We start from the raw sequence: 16,519 nt of genomic DNA, 5'->3' as shown, positions 1-16,519 counted from the left end.
GCGTCCCCGAGGCGGGGCCGAGGGGCGGGACGTTCTCGCCGCGGTCGCGGGCCTGGAGGTGCTGCCTGATGACGCGCAGCGGCAGGTAGTGGTCGCGCTGCGCGGTGAGGACGAAGCGGAGCCGCTCCACGTCGGCGTCGGCGAACTTGCGGTAGCCGGACGGGCTGCGCTCCGGTTCGACCAGGCCCTCGGACTCCAGGAACCTGATCTTGGAGATGGTGATGTCGGGGAACTCGGGCCTGAGCAGTCCGAGGACGTCCCCGATCGTCATCAGGGACCGGGCTGGCTGCGCGTTCATGGCCCCTCCCATCGTCGCCGCGGCCTCGTTCTCCCCGGTCAGCCGTGCGCCGGGTTGATCAGGAACACCAGCCGGAACTTGCCGATCTGGACCTCGTCGCCGCCCGACAGGCCGGCCTGGTCGATCCGCTGCCGGTTGACGTAGGTGCCGTTGAGGCTGCCGACGTCGCGGACGGAGAACGCGGTGCCCTGGCGGGCGAACTCGGCGTGCCGGCGGGACACGGTGACATCGTCGAGGAAGATGTCGCTTGAGGGGTGCCGGCCCGCGGAGGTGCGGTCCTTGTCGAGCAGGAAGCGGCTGCCGGCGTTCGGGCCCCGCTTGACGACGAGGAGCGCGGTGCCCGGGGGCAGCGCCTCCATGGCCATCTGGTCGGGCCCGAGCGAGGGCTCCTCGGCGCCCGCGTCGGTGTCCAGCGCCTCGAACCCTCCGATGGAGATCGTGGACGTGGACTCGCCGGGCGATTCCCGGGGAGGCAGCGGGCTCCGGGTGAGCGGAGTTCCGCAGTTCGAGCAGAAGCGGGCATCATCCGGGTTGGCGTGACCGCACTGCGTGCAGTAGACGCTCGGCATCGATCGGCTCGGCCTCCTACCATCGGCGTGCCGCCCGCGCGCGTCCCGCCGGAACGGGAGCCGCCTGCGCCACGCGCATCCTTCAACCAACCCACGCCGGGGACCCGCCCCGACCACGGTCCAACCCACCGGCCGCTTACGGGACGGTCGCCGCAACTTACGCGGGTATTACCCGAGGGGTCAACTGGAACGGTGGGCCGGCTGGACCAAACTACATTCGCCATGATCGCAGGTCTACGCCGCCGCGCGGACGTCCCCGATCGCGACGCCCGAGCCCGGCGTCCGGTTTACCGCTTCCCCGATTCCCCTAGGGAGACCGTATCGCGTCGACGGCGATTTTCGCGCGTGGGGTGATCGAGACGTCGGCGCCGGCGCCCTGGAGGGTTTTGACCAGCCCGCCGGGGATGTTCAGCGCGGTCGTCATGGTGTGGGGGTCGCCGATGGCGAGGAACCGGTACGGCGGGGTGAGGGGCCGCCCGTCGGCCTGGACGCCGTTCCGGTCGTCGAGGAAGTAGGTGTCGACACCGGCGCGCACGTCGTTGACCTGGACGACCTCGGCGCCGGCGTCGCGGAGCTCCTGCAGCGCGTCGAGGAGGTTGATCGCCCGGACGCCGCGGCGCGGGTCGGTGATCAGCAGTTCGATGCCGGGGCCCTCGGCCGGGACGGTGCCCGCCAGGAGGCCATAGGTGGTCGCCCGCTTGCGCGCCTCCTCAAGGGCGGTTCCTCCCTCGGCGTCCCGTTCCAGCTGCGCCTTGGTGTCCTCCAGCTCGCGCAGGTCGCCGCGCAGGCGCTCGGATCGCTGGCCCAGATCGGACAGGACTCCGACGAGCTCGTCCTGCCGCGCGGTGGCGAACGTGGTGTCGCGCTCGTTCGATTGGATCTGCGCGACGACCGCGAATCCGAGGACCAGGCAGAGCAGGCCCCCGGCCAATTGGCCCATGCTGACTCGCGGCCTCAACAAATCGAGGAGACCACGGAGGCCGGGGGGCTGATCGTTCTTCCGCTCGCCGCCGGTCATGCGCCGAACAGCTTCCGCCGGATGCCGGCCGCGTTGGAGAAGATCCGGATGCCGAGGACGACCACGACGCCGGTCGACAGCTGCGAGCCGACGCCGAGCTTGTCGCCGAGGAAGACGATCAGCGCGGCGATGACGGTGTTGCTGACGAACGACACCACGAACACCTTCTCGTCGAAGATGCCCTCCAGCCGGGCCCTGATCCCGCCGAACATCGCGTCGAGCGCGGCGACGATCGCGATCGGCAGGTACGGCTCCAGCCAGAGCGGGACGTCCGGCTGGAGCAGCAGGCCCAGCGCCACGCCGATCACCAGCCCGATCAGCGCGATCAACGTCGGCCCCCGCGTTTCCGGGGGGCGACCCCCAGACCCCCGAGATGCCGGCCCGAAGATCCTCGCTTCGCTCCGGTCATCGGGCCCTGCCTTTCTGGTGGGCGACCCCCAGACCCCCGGGGTGGTCGGCCCGAAGATCCTCGCTTCGCTCCGGTCATCGGGCCTCCTCTCCGGCTCACCGGCCCGCCTCGCGGGCGTGGCGCAGCCGGACGGCGCCCGCGGCGGGCAGGCGCGCGCCGGCGGCGCGGCGCGTGTCGTATCTGATCTTGAAGCGTTCGGTCAGGGCCCGCAGCCGCCGGTCGGCGGCGGAGCCGGAGAACGCGTCCCGCAGGCGGCCGGGGTCGCCGAGCGCCGTGACCTCGTAGGGGCGGCCGAGCGGCCGGTAGTCGACCAGGATCGCCTCGCCGGCGGCGCGGATCGCCGTCGCCGCGGTGAGCCGCTGCCCGTTGACGCCGATGGCCGCGGCGCCCGCCGCCCAGAGCCCGTTCACCAGGACCTGGAGGTCCTGATCATAGACCCGGCCCCCGGTGTCGGCGGGCCGCCCTTCCGGGCCGTCACCGGGCGCGTCGTCCAGGGTGACGATCAGCGCCTCGCCGGTGGCGGGCTCCGCCGCGGCGGCCGCGGCCGCGGCGGCGAGGTGCCTGCGGGCGCGGCGGCCGTCCTCGCTGCGGGCGAGCGCGGCGGCCCGGCGGCGCTCGGTTTCGGCCCGGAGCCGGTCGAGGCGGCGCTGGAGGCCGTCGGTCTCGGCGGTGCGGGCGTTGATCTCGCCCACGAGCCGGGAGCGCTCCTGCGCGGCCACGGGCTCGCCGCGCCGGACCTCCGCCCCCGCGACGGCGATCAGCGTCCCGGCGAGGACGAGGACGAGCAGGACGCCGCCGCCGCGCAGCCGTCCCCCGGCCGGGCCGGATTCGCCGGCGGCGGCGCGGCGTGCCGCGGCCTCCGCGTAGCCGTGATCGAGGAGCTTGCCGCTGAACAGGTCGGCGAGGAGCGACATGGACGCGTCGGGCCGCCGCTCGCCGGGCGGGCCGGTGCCGTCCTCTCGTTGTGCGATCACCCGGCCATCATGGCAAGGACGTGGCGTTCCGGCGTGGCAGCGTGATCGTGAACACGGCGCCGCCGCCCGGGGCGTCCGCGGCGGACGCTCGGCCGCCGTGGGCCTCGGCGACGGCCGCGACGATCGACAGGCCGAGGCCGGAGCCGCCGCGGTCGCGGGATCTCGACTGGTCGGTCCGGTAGAAGCGCTCGAACACGCGGGCGCGGTCGCCGGCCGGGATTCCGGGGCCCTCGTCTGCGACTTCCAGGACCGCCTCCCCGTCGCGTTCGGACACGCGGACGGTCGCGGCCGTCCCGGCGGGCGTGTGGCGCCGGACGTTCGCCAGCAGGTTGTCCAGGACCTGGCGGAGCCGTCCGGCGTCGCCGGTGACGACGACCGGGCCGTCCCCTTCCAGGGCGAGCGGGCGGTCCGGCTCGACGACGGCGGCGTCGGCGACCGCGTCGGCGGCGAGGGCGGCCAGGTCGACGGGCTCGCGCTCCAGGGGGCGGCCCTGGTCCAGCCGGGCGAGCAGGAGCATCTCGTCGACGAGGCGGCCCATCCGCTCGGCCTCCGACTCGATGCGGCGCATCGCCTTGGCGAGGTCCTCGGGCCGGTCCGCGGCGCCGCGGCGGAACAGCTCGGCGTAGCCGCGGACGGTCGCGACCGGGGTGCGCAGCTCGTGGGAGGCGTCGGCGACGAAGCGGCGCAGCCGGTCCCGGGACGCCTCCCGCTCCCGGAACGACGCCTCGATCTGCGCGAGCATGCCGTTCAGCGCCTCGGCGAGCCGTCCCACCTCGGTCTTCGGGCCGTGCACGGCGAGCCGGCGGCCGAGGTCGCCGTCGCCGATCCGCGCGGCGGTCGCGGCGATCTCCTCCAGCGGGCGGGTGGCGCGGCGGACGGCCCGCCACACCAGCAGCCCGACGCCGACGAGCACCACGAGCGTGACGCTGATCTGGGTGCCGAGGGTGCGGCCGAAGAACTCGTCCTGCTCGGTGGTGCGCATGGCCGTGACGAGGTAGTGCCGCCCGCCGGGGACCCAGGCGGTGCGGACCAGCCAGTCGGGCCCCTCGCGCCCGAACAGGCCGTCGTCCTCGCCCTTGCCGGGGCGGGGCCCGGCCTCGGTGCGGACGTACCGCTCCCCGTCGGGGTTGCCGCCGGTCGCCTTGCCGGGGCGCACGTCGTCCGGGAGCGGCGGCTCGCCGACGAACGAGACGGTCTCCACCACCGTGCCGTCGGCGCGGCGGACCTGGAGGAACAGCGGCAGGCCGCCGCCGTCGCCGGCCGCGCGCCACAGCCGGTCCAGGTCGGAGGTCGCCTCCGAGAGCCGCGACCACGAGCCGCCCGGGCCGCTCTCGGCGAACAGCGCGGCGGCCTCGCGCCCGACGGCGGTCATCCGCTGGTGCTCGCTGTCGTTCTTCCAGTCGTTCAGCGCGGCGAAGCTCGACGCGCCGGCGGTCAGCAGGCCGAGCGCCAGCAGCGCGAGCTGGGTCAGCACGATCCGCCTGCGCAGCGACATCAGCCCTCCCGGGGCATGCGGAGGATGTACCCGACGCGCGGGACGGTGTGGATCAGGCGCGGGTCGCGGTCGTCGAGCTTGCGGCGCAGGTAGCTGACGTAGGTCTGGACGACGCCGTCGCCGCCGCCGAAGTCGTACTGCCACACGTGGTCGAGGATCTGCCGCTTGGTCAGCACACGCCCGGCGTTGAGGAGCAGGTAGCGCAGCAGCTTGAACTCGGTGGGCGTGAGGTCGACCAGGACGCCGCCGCGCCGCACCTCGTAGGTGTCCTCGTCGAGCTCCAGGTCGGCGAACGACAGCCGGGCCCGGTCCCGCCCGGCGGGCCTCGTGCGGCGCAGCACGGCGCGGATCCGGGCGATCAGCTCCTCCAGGCTGAACGGCTTGGTGACGTAGTCGTCGCCGCCGACCGTCAGGCCCTTGATCTTGTCCTCGGTGGCGTCGCGGGCGGTGAGGAACACGACGGGGGCCTGGCAGCCGTCGCGGCGGAGCCGGGCGCAGGCGTCCAGGCCCGAGCCGTCCGGGAGCATCACGTCCAGGACGATCAGGTCGGGGCCGAAGCGCGGGATGCTCGCCAGCGCCTCCGCGCCCGACCCGGCCACGGCCGTCTCGAAGCCCTCGTAGCGCAGCGCGGTCGCGACGAGGTCGGCGAGGTAGGCCTCGTCGTCCACGACGAGGATCTTGGTGGGCGTCACGGGGCCAGTCTCGCGGGTGGCCGCGTCCGGGCGCACTGCGGGCGTCCTGTGGGACGTCTTAGAGATCCCTGTGAGGCCGGTTCAAGTCGGGTTTCACAGGGATCCCCAAGGGCGTTCACACGGCGCCGGAAGAGCGGGCCGCTGCAGTTGTGCGCATGGACAGATTCTCCGATTTCGTGCTCCGGCACCGGCTGCTGATCGGCCTGGTGTGGCTGGCCGCCGCGTGCGCGGGCGCCTTCGCCGTCACGCAGGTGCCCGACCGGCTCACCGAGGACTTCGCGCCGCCCGGCTCGGCGGCGCGGGACGCCAACGCGGCGATCCTCCGCGCCTACGGGACGGGCGGTGACGAGAAGCCCGAGGTCCCGGTCGTCACGCTGCCCGCCGGGACGACCGCGGACTCCCCCGGCGTCCGCGACGCGCTGACGAAGGCGTTCGCGGCGGGCGGTGAGCGGCTCGGCGCCCGCGTCGTGTCGTACGGGACCACGGGCGACGCCCGCTTCACCGCCGGCGGCGGCCGGGTCGTCTACGGCCTCGTGTACCCGCACGTCGAGCCGGGGGCCAGCGAGATCGACGACGGGCCCGAACCGGCCGGGCCGCTCGCCGAGGCGATGCGGCCGCACCTGCCCGCCGGGGCCGAGGTGCGCGTGACGAGCATGGACGGGCTCGCGGACGAGGCGGGCAGCGAGGGGCCGAGCGTCCTCACCGAGACGCTCATCGGCGGGCTCGGGGCCCTGGTCGTCCTCGCGTTCGTGTTCGGGTCGGTGCTGGCGATCGTGCCGCTGGTGATCGCGACCGTGTCGATCCTCACCTCGTTCCTGCTCGTCTACGGGATCACGGGCGTCACCGACGTGAACTTCATGGTGCAGTTCGTCGTCGCGCTGATCGGGCTCGGTGTCGCCGTCGACTACTCGCTGCTGCTGGTGACGCGGTGGCGGGAGGAGCGGGCGCGCGGCCTGTCCGCCGACGAGGCGACCCGGCGCGCGATGGCCACGGCCGGGCACGCGGTGGTGTTCAGCGCCGCCGCCGTCGGGATCGGGCTCGTCGCGATGCTGGTGATGCCGGTCGAGTTCATGCGCAGCGTGGCGTACGGCGGGGTGATCATCCCGGGGGTGAGCGCGCTGGCGACGCTGACGCTGCTGCCGGTCGTCCTCGCCACGATGGGGCCCGCGCTCGACCGGGTCGCGCTGCCGTGGCGCAGCGACGGGTCCCGCGCGGGACGTGCCTGGACGGCGTGGGCGCGGCGGATCGTCCGGTTCCGGATCCCGGCGGCGCTGGCCGCGCTGGCCGTCCTCGGCGGGCTCGCGTTCGCCGCGCTGGGGATGAACCTCGGCGAGCCCCACAGTGGCGCTCTGGCGAAGTCGGGCCCCGCCTACGAGGGCCTGGCGGAGCTGCGCGGGGCGGGGGTGCCGACCGGTGTCCTGACGCCGGTGGACGTGCTGCTGCCGCCGGGCGCGGATCCCGCGGCGGCCGCGTCCGAGCTCCGGGGGCTGCGGGGCGTGCACGCGGTCGCGGCGCCGGACGGCGATATGTGGCGGCGGGACGGTACCGCGCTGATCACCGTCGTGCCCGCCGACGAGGGCGGGACGGACGCGGGCAAGGACCTCGTCAAGGCCGTCCGCGACGCGGTGCCGCCGGGCGCGCAGGTCGGCGGGGAGGCCGCGAACGACATCGACTTCGCGAACAAGGTGTACGGGACGTTCCCCTACATGCTGGGGCTCATCTGCCTGCTGACGTTCGTCCTGCTGGCCCGCGCGTTCCGGTCGCTGCTGCTGGCGCTGAAGGCGGTGCTGCTGAACCTGCTGTCGCTGGCCGCCGTCCTCGGCGCGATCGTGCTGGTGTGGCAGCAGGGCCACGGCAGCGACCTGTTCTGGGGCATCTCCGCGACCGGCTCGATCGCCGCGTTCGTCCCGGCGATGGTGTTCGCGTTCCTGTACGGGCTGTCGATGGACTACGAGGTGTTCATCCTGGCCCGGCTCCGGGAGGAGTACGACCGGACCGGCTCCACCGAGGCCGCCGTCGTCGAGGGCCTCGGCCGGACCGGGCGGCTCGTGACCAGCGCGGCGCTGATCCTGTTCCTGGCGTTCGCCTCGCTCGCCGCCGCGCCGATCGTCGAGGTGAAGATCTTCGCTACCGGGCTCGGGCTCGGGATCCTGCTGGACGCGACCGTGGTGCGGGCGCTGCTCGTCCCGGCGGCGGTGTCGCTGTTCGGGCGGTGGAACTGGTGGCTGCCGGGGTGGGCGGCCCGGGTGCTGCGCGTCCGGCCCTCGCCGCTTCCCGCGCGCGAGGCCGAGGAGCGCGTCCCGATCCCCGTCTGACCCGCCCAGCGCCCGTCGCCGCCCGCCCGTTGCCGCTGACCGTCCCGCGGGGGCGGGCGGTCAGTGGGCGGCGGTGCGGGTCAGCCCGAGCTGGACCGCGATCCCCGCGAGCGCCGTGCCCATCAGGTAGCGCTGGGCCCGCTGCCAGCCGGGCCGCCGGGCCAGGAACACCGCGATGCCGCCGGCGCCGAGCACGATGAGGGCGTTGACGGTGAGCGCGATGGTGATCTGGGTGATGCTGAGCAGAATGATCTGGACGGCGACGTTCCCGCGCTCCGGGTCGGCGAACTGCGGCAGCAGCGACACGTACAGGATCGCGATCTTCGGGTTGAGCAGGTTGGTGACCAGGCCCATGGCGAACAGGCGGCGCGGCGGGTCGGCGGGCAGGTCCTTCACGGCGAACGGCGTGGTGCCGCCCGGCCGCACCGCCTGCCAGGCGAGCCACAGCAGGTACGCCGCGCCCGCGACCTTGATCGCGGTGTAGACCTCCGGGACGAGCGTGAACACGGTGGCGATGCCCGCGGTCACGGCGGCGACGTAGACGAGGAACCCGGCGGCGACCCCGGCGAGCGAGATCATCCCGGCGCGGCGGCCCTGCGTCACCGACCGCGACACCAGGTAGATCATGTTGGGTCCCGGGGTGAGCACGAGCCCGAGGGCGAAGATCGCGATGGCCGCCACGGCGCTGGACGAGATCATTGCACTCCTGACATCTCGATGTGATCCGATGCTAGATGTCCGATCAATCTCAGTGCAATAATTACATTGATCTCAGTGCAATCGGAGGTGCGGCGGGATGGAGGACTACCGGCGGGTCGCGGACGCGGTGGCCGCCGACATCGCGGCGGGGCGGCTGCGTCCGGGCGACCGGCTGCCGCCGCAGCGCGCCTTCGCGCGGGAGCGCGGCATCGCGGCCTCGACGGCGAGCCGCGTGTACCGGGAGCTCGGGCGGCGCGGGCTCGTGGTCGGCGAGGTGGGCCGCGGGACGTTCGTCCGGGCGGCGGAGCGCGCGGCCGTCCCGGCGCTGGCCGAGCCCGCGGACGCCCGAGTCGACCTGGAGCTCAGCTATCCCGTGATGCCCGGACAGGCGGCGTTGCTGGCGGCCGGGATGGAGCGGCTGCTGCGCCCGGACGTCCTCGGCGCGGCGCTCGGGCCCACCGGCGTCGCGGGCACGCCCGCGGCCCGCGAGTCGGCGGCGGAGCTGCTCGCCGCGCCCGGATGGCGGCCCGACCCGTCCGGCGTCCTGTTCGCCGGGAACGGGCGGCAGGCGATCGCGGGCACCGTGGCCGCGCTCGTGCCGCCGGGCGGGCGGCTCGCGGTCGAGGCGCTGACCTATCCGGTGATCAAGGGGATCGCGGCGCGGCTCGGCGTGACGCTCGTCCCGGTCGCGTCCGACGGGCACGGGCTGATCCCGGACACCCTCGCCGACGCCCACCGCGCCGCCCCGCTCGGCGCCGTGTACGTCCAGCCCACCCTGCACAACCCGTACGGGACGACGATGCCGCGGGGACGCCGCGCCGAGCTGGCCGAGACCCTGGAACGGCTCGGCCTCCCCGCGATCGAGGACCGCGTGTGGGCGTTCCTCAGCGAGGACGCTCCCGCGCCGCTGGCGTCCTTCGCAGCGCGGCACACGGTCGTGGTCGACAGCCTCTCCAAGCGCCTCGCGCCGGGCCTGAGCGTCGGGTTCGCCGTCCCGCCGCCCGCGCTGGCCGGGCGCGTCGCCGCCGCCCTGCGCTCCGGCGCGTGGGCGCCGACCGGGTTCGCGCTCGCGGCGGCGTCCGGCTGGATCGCCGACGGCACCGTCGCGTCGGTGACCCGCGCCAAGCGCGCGGACGCCGCGTCCCGCAGCCGCATCGCCGCCGGCCGCCTGCCCGGTGCCGGGACCGGCCCGGTCTCCTATTTCCGCTGGTGGGAGCTGCCGTCCCCGTGGCGCGCCGACACGTTCGTGGCCGCGGCGGCGCGGCACGGGATCGCCGTCACGCCCGCCGCCGCCTTCGCCGCCGGGACGGCCGCCGCGCCGCGCGCCGTCCGCGTCGGCCTCGCGTCGCCGCCCCCGGAGACCCTCGCGCGGGCGCTCGACGTCCTCGCCGGGATCGCGGCCGGATCGCCCGAGGACACGCCCGTCGACTGACCGTCCTCCAGCCCCCGCCCACCACCATCCGACGGACGAGCTCCGCTCGACGCCCACTTCTGGCCCCCGACGGGTGAGGCAGGAGTGTCTGGACTGGCGGGGTGTGGTCGTTCATCGTGGCTTTGGGTGCGATGCCCGGCACGGCGGACGCGAGGGGCGCGAGCCCAGGCGGGAGCCAGGCGGATGATCGAGGTACGGGGGGTCGGGCAGCGCGCGGGCGGAGGGCGCCGCACGCTGCGGGACGTGTCGCTGACGATCGGCTCGGGCGAGCTGGTGGCGATCATCGGGGGCAGCGGGGCGGGCAAGACGACGCTGCTCGACGCCATCGCCGGGGTGCGGCCTCCGGCCGAAGGGGAGGTCTCCTTCAACGGTGGCGCCGGGGCGTTCGGGTACGTGCCGCAGGACGACATCGTCCATCTGGAGATGCCGCTGCGCCGGACGCTGCGGTACGCGGCGGGGCTGCGGCTGCCGGCCGGGACGCCGCCGGAGCTGGCCGAGCGGGCCGTGGACGCCGTCCTGAAGGCGCTCGCGCTCACCGGACGCGCCGGGCAGCGGGTCGGGTCGCTCAGCGGCGGCGAGCGCAAGCGCGCCAGCATCGCGGTCGAGCTGCTGACGCGCCCCCGCGTGTTCTTCCTCGACGAGCCGACGTCCGGGCTCGACCCGGCCACGGCGGCCGATCTGATGCGGCTGCTGCGCGGCCTGGCCGATGCGGGAACGACGGTCGTCCTCACGACGCACCATCCGCCGGACGTCGCGGTGTGCGACCGGGTGGCCGTCCTGGCGCGGGACGGCAGGCTCGCGTTCTACGGCGCGCCCGACGAGGCGCGGGAGGAGTTCCGCGTCACGGGGATCGAGGACATCTACCTGCGGCTCGCCGAGGCGGAGCCGCACGAGTGGGAGGGACGGTTCGGCGCGGGCCCCGTGCCGGTGGCGGGCCCGGGCGTGGGGGCGTTCCGGCAGTGGGCGCTGCTGGCCCGGCGGAACCTCGACCTGCTGTCGCGGAACCGGCTCACGCTCGCCGTGCTGGCGGGCTCGCCGGTCATGGTGCTGGCGATGTTCGCGGTGCTGTTCCGTCCCGGCGCGTTCTCGCCGGAGTCGCCGAGCCCCGGCGCGACGGTGATGATCCTGTTCTGGATCGCGTTCGGCGGGTTCTTCTTCGGGCTGACGTACGGGCTGCTGCAGATATGCACGGAGCTGCCCGTCGTGCGGCGCGAGCGGCTGACGGGGCTGCGGGTCGGGCCCTACGTGCTGGCGAAGGCGGCGGTGCTCCTGCCGCTCCTGGCCGGTGTGGACGCGCTGATGCTCGGCGTCCTTCGCGCCCTGGACAGGCTCCCCGCGATGGGCTGGGGCACGTACGCGGAGCTGTTCGTCACGCTGCTGCTGTGCTCGCTGGCCGCGCTGGCGCTGGGTCTGCTGGTGTCGGCGGCGGTCACCGATCCGGCGCAGGCGACGATGGCGCTGCCGATGCTGTGCTTCCCGCAGGTGCTGTTCGTGGGCGCGATCCTGCCCGTCCCGGTGATGGCGGCTCCGGGGCGGTGGCTCAGCTACGCGATGTCGAACCGGTGGGCGTTCGAGGGGCTCGGGCACAGCCTCGGCGTGGAGCGGCTGTGGGGGTCCGGGCGGTCGCCGCTGGGGCCGCCGCTGCTCGCCTCGTACGGCGACACGTTCGCGCGGGCGGTCGCGGTCGACTGGGCGGTGCTGGCGGGGTTCACGGCGGCGTTCCTGGCGGGGACGTGCCTGGTCCTCGCCCGGCGAACCTGACGAACGCCCAGTTACCCAACAAACACGGAGTGACGGGCCAATTACGGCCAGAATCCCCCCTTGTCATTGATCCGCCGATTTTGGACCGTTCTGTTAAGGGTGTTGCTTCATGTAAGCGGGGATGCGCTGTGAGCACCTCATCCGATTTCTCCGGTGTGATGTCCGGCTACGCGGACACCCGGCGCCTCGACGACCTCCGCGCGACCGAGTACCCCCATCTGGACGAGGACGGGCAGACCTACCTCGACTACAGCGGGTCGGGTGTGGCCGCCGCCGCCCAGCTCCGGGCGCATGTGGAGCGGCTGTCCGGCCGCTGCTTCGGCAACCCGCATTCGGAGAACCCGGCGTCCAGGGCGTCCACGGTCCTGGTCGAGCGGGCGCGGGAGCGGATCCTGGCGTTCTTCAACGCCTCCCCCGACGAGTACGCGGTGGTGTTCACGGCGAACGCGAGCGCCGCGTGCCGGCTGGTCGGCGAGGCGTACCCGTTCGGGCGCGGCGCCCGGCTCGTCCTGACGGGCGACAACCACAACTCCGTGAACGGGCTCCGGGAGTTCGCGCGGGCGCGCGGCGCCGAGACCGTGCACGTTCCCGTCCGCGGGCCCGAGCTGCGCGTCACGGGCGAGGAGGTCGGCGCGGCGCTCGCGGACGGCCGGGGCCTGCTGGCCTTCCCGGCGCAGAGCAACTTCACCGGCGTCCAGCACCCGCTCGCCTGGATCGACCAGGCCCACGCGCACGGCTACGACGTGCTGCTGGACGCGGCGGGATTCGTCCCCGCGAACCGCCTCGACCTGAGCCGGACGCGGCCCGACTTCGTCCCCGTGAGCTGGTACAAGGTGTTCGGGTACCCGACCGGCGTCGGCTGCCTGGTCGCGCGGCGCGAGGCCCTGGCGCGGCTGCGGCGGCCGTGGTTCGCGGGCGGGACGATCCAGGCGGTCAGCGCGCTCGGCGGCTGGCACGTCCTCGCGCCCGACGAGACCGCGTTCGAGGACGGCACCCTCAACTTCCTGTCCATCCCGGACGTGGAGTTCGGCGTCGGCTGGGTCGACGGCATCGGCATGGACCTGATCCACCTCCGCGTGACGTGCCTGACGGCCCTGCTCCTGCGGAGGCTCACGGACCTGCGGCACTCCGACGGCTCGCCCCTGGTCAGGCTCTACGGGCCGGACGGCACGGACCGGCGCGGCGGCACGGTCGCGTTCAACGTCCTCGACGCGCGGGGCCGGATCGTGGACGAGCGGACCGTCGCCCGCGACTCCGCCGCCGCGGGCATCGCCGTCCGGACGGGCTGCTTCTGCAATCCCGGCGCCGGGGAGGGCGCGTTCGGGATCTCCGAGCGGGCGCTGCGGCTCGCCGCGCACCTGCGGACGCGGACGCTGGACGACTACCTGGACGTGCTCGGCCTGCCCAGCGGCGGCGCCGTCCGCGCGTCCCTCGGCCTGGTCTCCAACATCGCGGACGTGGAGCGCCTCATCGGCTTCCTCGCCGCCGCCTACCGCGACCGGGCACCGGACACCACGGGCCTCAAGCCCCGCGAACGCTGCTGAGCCGTGATCACGTCCCCGCGCGCTCCACGACGACGGCCCATTCCTCCAGGAGCGCCTGGGCGGCGTCGGTGTCCGGGCCTTCGGCCCACACGTGGGTGACGGCCTCCGCCGGGTCGGGCAGGACGAGGACCCAGCGGCCGTCGTCCTCGACCACGCGGACGCCGTCGGTGGTGTCGACCGTGCGGCCCCCGGCGGCCTCCACGACGTGCCGCATCACGCCGCCCTTCGCGGCCCACGGCGTCGGGACGGAGCGGCGCAGCAGGTGCGCGTCCGGGATGCGGCGGTCGATCTGCGACAGCGTCAGGCGCGTCCGGGCCACCAGCCCGACGAGGCGGACGAACGCCGCGATCCCGTCCACGGTGCCGCTGAACTCCGGCATGAGGAACCCGCCGCGGCCGTCCCCGGCGAAGATCACGCCGCGCTGCGCGGCGGCCTTGGTCAGCACGTCCTGGGACGTGGACGTCCACTCGACCTCGACGCCGTGGAACCGGCACACCTGCTCGGCGACCCGCGTCGTCGTGACCGGCAGCGCCACCCGGGCCGGCTCGCCATGGCGCTCCCGGTGCGCGCCCCGCTCAGCCGCGACCAGATCCAGCATGACGAGCAGCGCCCGGTCGTCGCCGACCAGCTCGCCGTTCTCGTCCACCAGTGAGATCCGCTCCCCGACCGGGTCGAACCGGACGCCGAACGCGGCCCGCGACGAGGACACCAGGTCGCCGAGCCGCTCCAGGTCGCGCATCCGCTCGGCGAGCGTCTCGGTCGGGTTCGCCTCGTCCAGCCCGGCGTTGCGGGTGAGGACCTCCACGCCGACCTTGCCGAGCAGGCTCGGCAGGACCAGCGACGCGACACCGCCCGCGCAGTCCAGGACGATCTTCAGCCCGGCCTCCCGCACCCCGCTGATGTCGACGCGCCGCAGCAGGTCGCGGGTGTAGGTCTCGACGACGCGCGGCGGGTAGGTCAGCTCGGCGATCTCGCCGGGGAACGCGCGCCGGTACTCCTGCCGCCCGAACACGCGCTCCAGCTTGCGCTGCGCGTTCTGCGACAGGTCGGCGCCGCCCGGGTCGAGGAAGAGGATGTCGACGCCCTGCGGGTCGCCGAGCGTGGTGCGGACGTAGATGCCGCCGACGGCGTCCTGGCGGCCGGTCTCGAACCGCGCGACGGTCAGCGGCGTCGCCTCCAGGTCGTGGACGTTGATCGCGCTCGCGGTCAGCGCGCTGTTCACGGCGCGCTTGAGGGTGCGGGCGGCGCGGGAGACGTCGCGTCCGGTGACGACGGTCGTGCCCTTCTTCAGCGTCGTCGCGTAGGCGCTGGCGAGCCGCACCGCCAGCTCGGGCGTGATCTCGACGTTGACCAGCCCGGACACGCCGCGCGGCCCGAACAGGTTGCGCTGCCCCCGCGACTCCCAGATCACGCTGGTGTTGACGACCGCGCCCGCCTCGATCGTCTTGAACGGGTAGACCTTCACGCCCGACGAGACGTACGCCTCCGCCTCGATCACGCACTCGTCGCCGATGACCGCGCCCTCCTCGACGCGGGCGCCCGCCATGATGTCGGTGTTCTTGCCGACCACGCAGCCGCGCAGGTTCGTGGCCGGCGCGACGAACACGTTGTCGTGGACGATCGCGCGGTGCAGGAACGCGCCCTCCTTCACGACCACGTTGCTGCCGAGGACGGTGTACTCCCGCAGCTCGACGCCCGCCTCGACCTTGGCGTAGTCGCCGATGTAGAGCGGGCCCTTCAGGACGGCCTCCGCGTCCACCTCCGCGCCCTCGGCGACCCACACGCCCGGCGACACCTCGAACCCGTCCAGGTCGATGCCGACCTGCCCGGACAGCATGTCGGCCTGCGCCTTGAGGTAGCTCTCGTGGGTGCCGACGTCCTCCCAGTAGCAGTCGGCGACGTACCCGAACAGCGGCGCGCCGTCGGCGAGCAGCGCGGGGAACACGTCCCCGGACCAGTCGACCGGCTCCCCCGCCGCGACGTGCTCCAGGACCTCCGGCTCCATCACGTAGATGCCGGTGTTGACGGTGTCGGAGAACACCTGGCCCCACGTCGGCTTCTCCAGGAACCGCTGCACGCGGCCCGCGTCGTCCACGATGATGATCCCGAACTCCAGCGGGTTCGGGACGCGCTTCAGACCGATCGTGACGAGCGCGCCGTTGCGCTCGTGGAACCGCACCATGTCCGTCAGATCGATGTCGGTCAGCGCGTCCCCGGAGATCACCAGGAAGCGGCCGTCGCGCAACGCCTCCTCGGCGTTCTTGACGCTGCCGGCGGTGCCGAGCGGGATCTCCTCCGTCGCGTAGCTCAGCGACATGCCGAGCTCCTCGCCGTCGCCGAAGTAGTTGCGGATCAGCGCGGCCAGGAACTGCACGGTGACGACGGTCTCGCTGAACCCGTGCCGCTTCAGCAGCCGCAGCACGTGCTCCATGATCGGGCGGTTGACGAGCGGGAGCAGCGGCTTCGGCTGGTTGGCGGTCATCGGGCGCAGCCGCGTCCCCTCGCCGCCCGCCATCACGACCGCCTTCACCGGGCGGCCTCCCGGCCGGTCTCCCGCCCCGCCACCACGAGCTGCCTCGTCTGCTCCCAGTACAGGACGGCCGCCCACCAGTACAGGCCCGCGCCCCAGATGGCGAACGACCAGCCGACCACCTTCGCCGCCGTCGCCGCCGCGCCGTCATGGTCGCCGAGCAGCAGCAGCGGGAACGCGTACAGCAGGCAGAGCGTCCCGGCCTTGCCGATGAAGTGGACGGGCAGCGTCCCGCTGTACCCGAGCCGCCGGACGATCGGCGCGATCGGCACGATCGCCAGCTCGCGGGCGACGAGCAGCACCACCAGCCACAGCGGGATGATGTCGCGGATCGTGAGCCCGACGAGCGTCGCGAGGATGTAGAGCCGGTCGGCGGCCGGGTCGAGGACGGTCCCGAGCTTGCTGGTCTGGTTCAGGATCCGCGCGAGCTTGCCGTCCAGCCAGTCCGACAGCCCCGCGAACACCAGCAGGCCGAGCGCCCACCAGTCCGCCTCGATCAGCACGAGCCACAGGAACAGCGGGACGCCGACCAGCCGCGCCAGGCTGAGGCTGTTGGGAACTGTGAAGATCCGGTCCTGCGGGGCCTCTTGCTGTGTGCTCACCGACGCGTTCGCCTCCCCTGGTCCCTTGATCCTGACCCTACCGGTAAGGATTTTGAAAGCCCTTCATGGCGGTCCGGTGCAAACAAAGGGCGTCCCGGGCGCGTCTTCCTCTGAGGAAAGATCGATCTCTCCGGACGCCCCGCTCGGCCGGGGCCACCCCAGAAAGGGTGTCGTGTTGGGC

At 73.9% G+C, this 16,519-nt stretch carries 14 protein-coding genes; 4 read left to right on the top strand and 10 right to left on the bottom strand.

The features are described 5' to 3' along the window. The 7 genes from E1264_RS11610 to E1264_RS11580 form a co-directional block, all read right to left on the bottom strand. Nucleotides 1–298 (bottom strand): MerR family transcriptional regulator (locus E1264_RS11610; RefSeq protein ID WP_132172515.1); only part of this gene is annotated, 298 nt, incomplete at its 3' end. Nucleotides 299–336: 38 nt separating this feature from the next. Next, a complete protein-coding gene (locus tag E1264_RS11605; protein ID WP_132172513.1) occupies nucleotides 337–867 on the bottom strand; it encodes an FHA domain-containing protein in 531 nt (176 codons plus the stop codon). Nucleotides 868–1,174: 307 nt separating this feature from the next. Beyond that, nucleotides 1,175–1,798 carry a DUF881 domain-containing protein gene (locus E1264_RS11600; protein WP_165964128.1) on the bottom strand — a complete coding sequence of 208 codons (624 nt, stop codon included), beginning with the start codon at nucleotides 1,796–1,798 and terminating at the stop codon, nucleotides 1,175–1,177. Between the two features lie 83 nt (nucleotides 1,799–1,881). Then, entirely contained in the window at nucleotides 1,882–2,214 is a 333-nt protein-coding gene (locus E1264_RS11595; protein ID WP_132172509.1) for a small basic family protein, read from the bottom strand. Nucleotides 2,215–2,389: 175 nt separating this feature from the next. Then, entirely contained in the window at nucleotides 2,390–3,268 is an 879-nt protein-coding gene (locus tag E1264_RS11590; protein WP_132172507.1) for a DUF881 domain-containing protein, read from the bottom strand. Nucleotides 3,269–3,275: 7 nt separating this feature from the next. Beyond that, nucleotides 3,276–4,763 carry a HAMP domain-containing sensor histidine kinase gene (locus tag E1264_RS11585; protein ID WP_207935861.1) on the bottom strand — a complete coding sequence of 496 codons (1,488 nt, stop codon included), beginning with the start codon at nucleotides 4,761–4,763 and terminating at the stop codon, nucleotides 3,276–3,278. Further along, nucleotides 4,763–5,455, bottom strand: a complete 693-nt coding sequence (locus E1264_RS11580; RefSeq protein ID WP_132172505.1) for a response regulator transcription factor — start codon at nucleotides 5,453–5,455, stop codon at nucleotides 4,763–4,765. Before E1264_RS11580 ends, E1264_RS11585 begins: the two co-directional genes overlap by 1 nt. Before the next feature lie 155 nt (nucleotides 5,456–5,610). Here E1264_RS11580 and E1264_RS11575 point away from each other — a divergent pair, with 155 nt between their 5' ends. Further along, on the top strand, nucleotides 5,611–7,770 hold the full coding sequence (locus E1264_RS11575; protein WP_132172503.1) for an MMPL family transporter: 2,160 nt from the start codon (nucleotides 5,611–5,613) through the stop codon (nucleotides 7,768–7,770). A gap of 60 nt (nucleotides 7,771–7,830) precedes the next feature. Here E1264_RS11575 and E1264_RS11570 read toward each other — a convergent pair whose 3' ends face one another. Then, nucleotides 7,831–8,469, bottom strand: a complete 639-nt coding sequence (locus E1264_RS11570; RefSeq protein ID WP_132172501.1) for a LysE family translocator — start codon at nucleotides 8,467–8,469, stop codon at nucleotides 7,831–7,833. A gap of 97 nt (nucleotides 8,470–8,566) precedes the next feature. Here E1264_RS11570 and E1264_RS11565 point away from each other — a divergent pair, with 97 nt between their 5' ends. The 3 genes from E1264_RS11565 to E1264_RS11555 all read left to right on the top strand — a co-directional run bounded on the left by E1264_RS11565 (nucleotide 8,567) and on the right by E1264_RS11555 (nucleotide 13,206). Next, nucleotides 8,567–9,901 (top strand): PLP-dependent aminotransferase family protein, encoded by a 1,335-nt coding sequence (locus E1264_RS11565; protein ID WP_132172499.1) that lies wholly within the window; start codon nucleotides 8,567–8,569, stop codon nucleotides 9,899–9,901. 183 nt (nucleotides 9,902–10,084) lie between these two features. Continuing rightward, nucleotides 10,085–11,662 carry an ATP-binding cassette domain-containing protein gene (locus E1264_RS11560; protein ID WP_132172497.1) on the top strand — a complete coding sequence of 526 codons (1,578 nt, stop codon included), beginning with the start codon at nucleotides 10,085–10,087 and terminating at the stop codon, nucleotides 11,660–11,662. A 128-nt stretch (nucleotides 11,663–11,790) separates the two neighbouring features. Continuing rightward, nucleotides 11,791–13,206, top strand: a complete 1,416-nt coding sequence (locus E1264_RS11555; RefSeq protein WP_243710875.1) for an aminotransferase class V-fold PLP-dependent enzyme — start codon at nucleotides 11,791–11,793, stop codon at nucleotides 13,204–13,206. Nucleotides 13,207–13,213: 7 nt separating this feature from the next. Here E1264_RS11555 and E1264_RS11550 read toward each other — a convergent pair whose 3' ends face one another. Continuing rightward, the gene (locus tag E1264_RS11550; RefSeq protein ID WP_132172495.1) at nucleotides 13,214–15,736 is read right to left on the bottom strand and encodes a mannose-1-phosphate guanyltransferase; all 2,523 of its coding nucleotides are present in this window, start codon (nucleotides 15,734–15,736) and stop codon (nucleotides 13,214–13,216) included. Beyond that, the gene (locus E1264_RS11545) at nucleotides 15,733–16,338 is read right to left on the bottom strand and encodes a CDP-alcohol phosphatidyltransferase family protein (RefSeq protein ID WP_132172493.1); all 606 of its coding nucleotides are present in this window, start codon (nucleotides 16,336–16,338) and stop codon (nucleotides 15,733–15,735) included. The genes E1264_RS11550 and E1264_RS11545 overlap by 4 nt, the downstream gene beginning before the upstream one ends. Nucleotides 16,339–16,519: the final 181 nt, after the last annotated feature.

This window comes from Actinomadura sp. KC216 (assembly GCF_004348535.1).
In the GTDB taxonomy this organism is placed as follows: Bacteria; Actinomycetota; Actinomycetes; order Streptosporangiales; family Streptosporangiaceae; genus Spirillospora.
Note: the sequence above shows the minus strand (reverse complement) of the source record. Positions and strands in the feature narration are given on the sequence as shown.